At 47.1% G+C, this 4,039-nt stretch carries 2 protein-coding genes; both read left to right on the top strand.

The window, feature by feature from the left end; translation table 11 throughout:
* Positions 1-147: 147 nt before the first annotated feature.
* Positions 148-2,925, top strand: a complete 2,778-nt coding sequence (locus DDR33_RS19155; protein ID WP_238387864.1) for a glycosyl hydrolase — start codon at positions 148-150, stop codon at positions 2,923-2,925.
* Between the two features lie 79 nt (positions 2,926-3,004).
* A complete protein-coding gene (locus DDR33_RS19150; protein ID WP_109417418.1) occupies positions 3,005-4,036 on the top strand; it encodes a substrate-binding domain-containing protein in 1,032 nt (343 codons plus the stop codon).
* The last annotated feature ends 3 nt before the right edge of the window (positions 4,037-4,039 follow it).

The raw sequence follows: 4,039 nt of genomic DNA, 5'->3' as shown, positions 1-4,039 counted from the left end.
GGGCGGCATGTAAATAGATGGAAAGAGGAGGGGGGCCGATGCCAGGATTTAACGTTATGTGTTATACTGGAAGCTGATAAGATAAAAGTGTTCAGAAAGCTGATGGCTGACAGCTGACCGCCGATAGCCATCCATATCTAAAGAAAATTGAAAAAGAGATTTTATATCGCGCTTGTATGGACGGCTGCAGCTGTCTTTTCTTCACCTGGTGTGAATGCGCAGCCGGTTTGGCCGGAGGTTACAAAGGAGATGCGGCCGTGGACAAGATGGTGGTGGATGGGAAATGCGGTCAATGAAAAAGATCTGACATTTTCCCTCGACCTTTACAGGAAAGCAGGGATCGGGGGAGTGGAAATTGCGCCGATCTATGGGGTGAAGGGATATGAAGGCCAGTATATTGATTATTTGTCGCCGAAGTGGATGAATATGCTGGGATTTACGGTAAAGAAAGCATCTGAGTTTGGTATGGGGGTAGATCTGACGAATGGTACCGGCTGGCCTTTCGGCGGGCCTCAGATCTCTGCTCCGTATGCGGCGTCTAAGCTTATCGTTCAGACCTATAAGCTTACCGGGGGAAATGTTTTGAAGGAGAAGATAAAGGTGGATGATCCTAAGCAGGATGCGGCAAAGCTGCAGTTTGTTACTGCTTACAGTAATAAGGGGGAGGTCTTGCAGCTGGCCGGTAAAGTCGGTGCAGACGGTACGCTTAACTGGAAACCGGCTTCGGGGGAATGGGAAATCTACGCAGCTTTTAACGGCAAAACACGGCAGATGGTCAAGCGTTCCTCTCCGGGAGGAGAAGGGTTTACGCTGGATCATTTTTCGCGTCCGGCGCTCGACCGGTATCTGGATCGGTTTGATCAGGCTTTTGGCGGACATTCCCCTGGTGTACGCGCTTTCTACAATGACAGCTACGAGGTATATAATGCCGACTGGACGGAAGATTTTCTGGAATTCTTCAAGAAAAGAAGAGGGTATGATCTGCGTTTAAATATCCGTGAGTTTACGGGGAAGGAAACCTCCGGTCACACAGCCAGGCTGAAATCTGATTACAGGGAGACGATGGCTGAAATGCTGCTTGAGAATTTTACCCGGCCCTGGACCGCCTGGTCACGGAAATATCAAGCCATCACCCGTAATCAAGCCCATGGTTCCCCGGGAAACCTTCTTGATCTCTATGCTGCAGTGGATATTCCGGAATGTGAAACGTTCGGATCGAGCTACTTTGCTGTTCCCGGGCTCAGAAGGGACAGTGCCGATATCCGGAATGTGGACCCAGATCCCGTCATGCTGAAATTCGCGTCTTCTGCCGGGCACGTGGCCGGTCATAATCTTATTTCCTGTGAAACGTTTACATGGCTTACCGAACATTTTAAAACGTCTTTGTCTCAGTGTAAGCCTGAAGTGGAGCAGGTCTTTTTATCAGGGATCAATCATGTTTTCTTTCACGGTACTACGTATTCTCCCCGGGAGGCCTCGTGGCCGGGATGGCTTTTTTATGCTTCTGTCAACTTTGTGCCGTCTAACAGCTTTTGGCCGCACTTGCCCGGCCTGACTTCTTATATCACCCGGGTGCAGTCGGTTCTGCAGAGTGGTAAGGCTGATAATGAAATACTTCTTTACTGGCCGGTATATGATGCGTGGAACAGGCCGACAGGCAGAGATATGCCCCTGAAGGTGCATGATATTGATGAATGGCTTCATCCTACTGCATTTTATAGAGATGTTACAGAACTTCAAAACGCCGGATATTCGCTTGATTTTATTTCGGACAGGCAGCTTAGCGGCTCATCTGTAAGCAGCGGAGGGATCCGGACCTCGGCGAATTCTGCTCCTTACAAGGTGCTGCTTGTACCGAAACTGGAGTTGATGCCTGTTGAAACTTTTGAAAAAATACTCCGGCTTGCTGAAGAAGGGGCAATTGTCATCTTCCAGGCTATGCCGGAAGACGTACCCGGACTGGGGGATCTCGAAGCCAGGCGCGGAAGGCTGAAACAGCTGACTGGTCAATTAACGCTTTCGGATGTAAATGAAAAGATCAAAATGACCAGCAGGGGAGCAGGAAAGGTCATCCTGGCCTCTGATGTGAACGCAGCACTGGAATATGCCGGGATATTGAGAGAGACATTAACAGATACTGGTCTGAAGTTTATTCGGAGGGAGAACGGGACTGAGAAGTATTATTACCTGGTTAACCATACAGCGAAGGCGATAGACGGGGATGTTCCATTCCGGATTGAAGCAGGCGCTGTTATTTTAATGGATCCTCAGACGGGGTCCTCTGGTTCTGCATCTTTTTCGAAGGTTTCTGATGGAATAAAGGTGAGGTTGCAGATACAACCGGGAGAAGCGATGATCGTAAAAGTTCTTTCATCAGGCGTTGCTTGTGGTGAGCGCTGGCCGTATCTCAATAAGGCTTTGCAGCCCATCGAAGTGAAAGGACGATGGAAGCTTCATTTTGCAAGCGGAGGGCCTGCAATTCCAAAGGATACAGAACTTGACCGCCCGAAGGAGTGGACCAGCCTTGCAGATACTGCTGCTCTGAATTTCTCAGGGCTGGCCGACTATACGGTCTCTTTTAACTTTCCTAAAGTGAAAGCTTCTGAGTTTGTTCTTGATCTCGGAAACGTGATGGAAAGTGCACGGGTTTGGATCAATGGGCAGGAAGCGGGAACCGCCTGGAGTATTCCGTACAGGTTGCGCATAGGTAAGTTTTTACGGCCTGGAAAAAATACTATCCGCATAGAGGTAGCCAACCTGATGGCGAACCGGATCAGGTATATGGACCGTAACGGTATTGAGTGGAAAAAGTTCCATGATGCGAATATCGTCGACATCAATTACAAACCACTGAATGCGTCAAACTGGAAGGTTCAGCCTTCAGGCCTCGGGGGAACGGTTAGAATTATTCCATATTCTGATTAAATCAGGAATTGATGTTTCTAATCATGATGCTTACTGTCATAATAACGTATATTAGGCGTGATTTTCATTTGTATAGCCAATGAAGCCTGTCAAAATTTTTGAGCATATACATATCGACGAGTATTCTGCAACTCCCAAGTATCTGCAGCTTACCAATTCGATACTTATTGCCATAGAAGCCGGGAAGATTAAGAAGAATGATATGCTTCCCTCGATCAATGAACTCAGCTATGAGCTTGAAATCTCAAGGGATACAGCTGAGAAGGGGTATAAATATCTTAAGAATATCGGAGTCCTGGGCTCGATTCCGGGGAAAGGCTACTTTATCACCTGTACGGAATTCAGGCAGACGCTCCGGATCTGTCTCTTTTTCAATAAGCTGAGCTCCCATAAGAAGATCATTTACGACGCCTTTGTTCAAACTCTCGGTGAGCAGGTACCCGTGGATTTCTATATTTATAACAGCGATTATATGCTCTTCAAGAAGCTGCTGGACAATAAGATGGAGGGGTACTCGCATTATGTGATCATTCCGCATTTTATTGAAGGGGAGGAAAAGGCATTTGAGATCATCGATACAATACCAAGGGAAAAGCTTATTATCCTGGATAAAGTTATTCCGGGCCTGTCAGGCGAGTATGCTGCGGTTTATGAAAATTTTGAGAAGGATATTTACAGTGCGCTGGAACAGGCAAAGGAAATGCTGAGTAAGTATCATACGATAAAACTGATTTTCCCCGAACACAGCTATTATCCGAAGGAAATTAAGAAAGGGTATTTGAAGTTCTGCAGGCAGTATGCCTTTAATCATAAGATCATCAGCGATATCTCTGCGGAACCTATTGAGGCCGGCGAGGTTTATATCAACCTGATGGAAAATGACCTGGTGGTGCTGATAGAACGGCTGGTGCAGCAAAATATGCAGGTCGGGAAGGACGTGGGGGTTATTTCTTATAATGAGACTCCCCTTAAAAAAATTATCCTGAACGGAATCACCACTATTTCCACAGACTTCCGTGAAATGGGAACTATTGCGGCAAAGATGATCCTCGACAATTCGAGCAGGCATGTAGAGGTGCCGTTTTATCTGAATAACAGGGCGTCGCTGTGAGGA

Origin of the sequence: Pararcticibacter amylolyticus, from assembly GCF_003130405.1 — a bacterium.
GTDB lineage: Bacteria > Bacteroidota > Bacteroidia > Sphingobacteriales > Sphingobacteriaceae > Arcticibacter > Arcticibacter amylolyticus.
The sequence above is the reverse complement of the archived record's forward strand: the minus strand, read 5'-3'. Positions and strand labels throughout refer to the sequence as shown.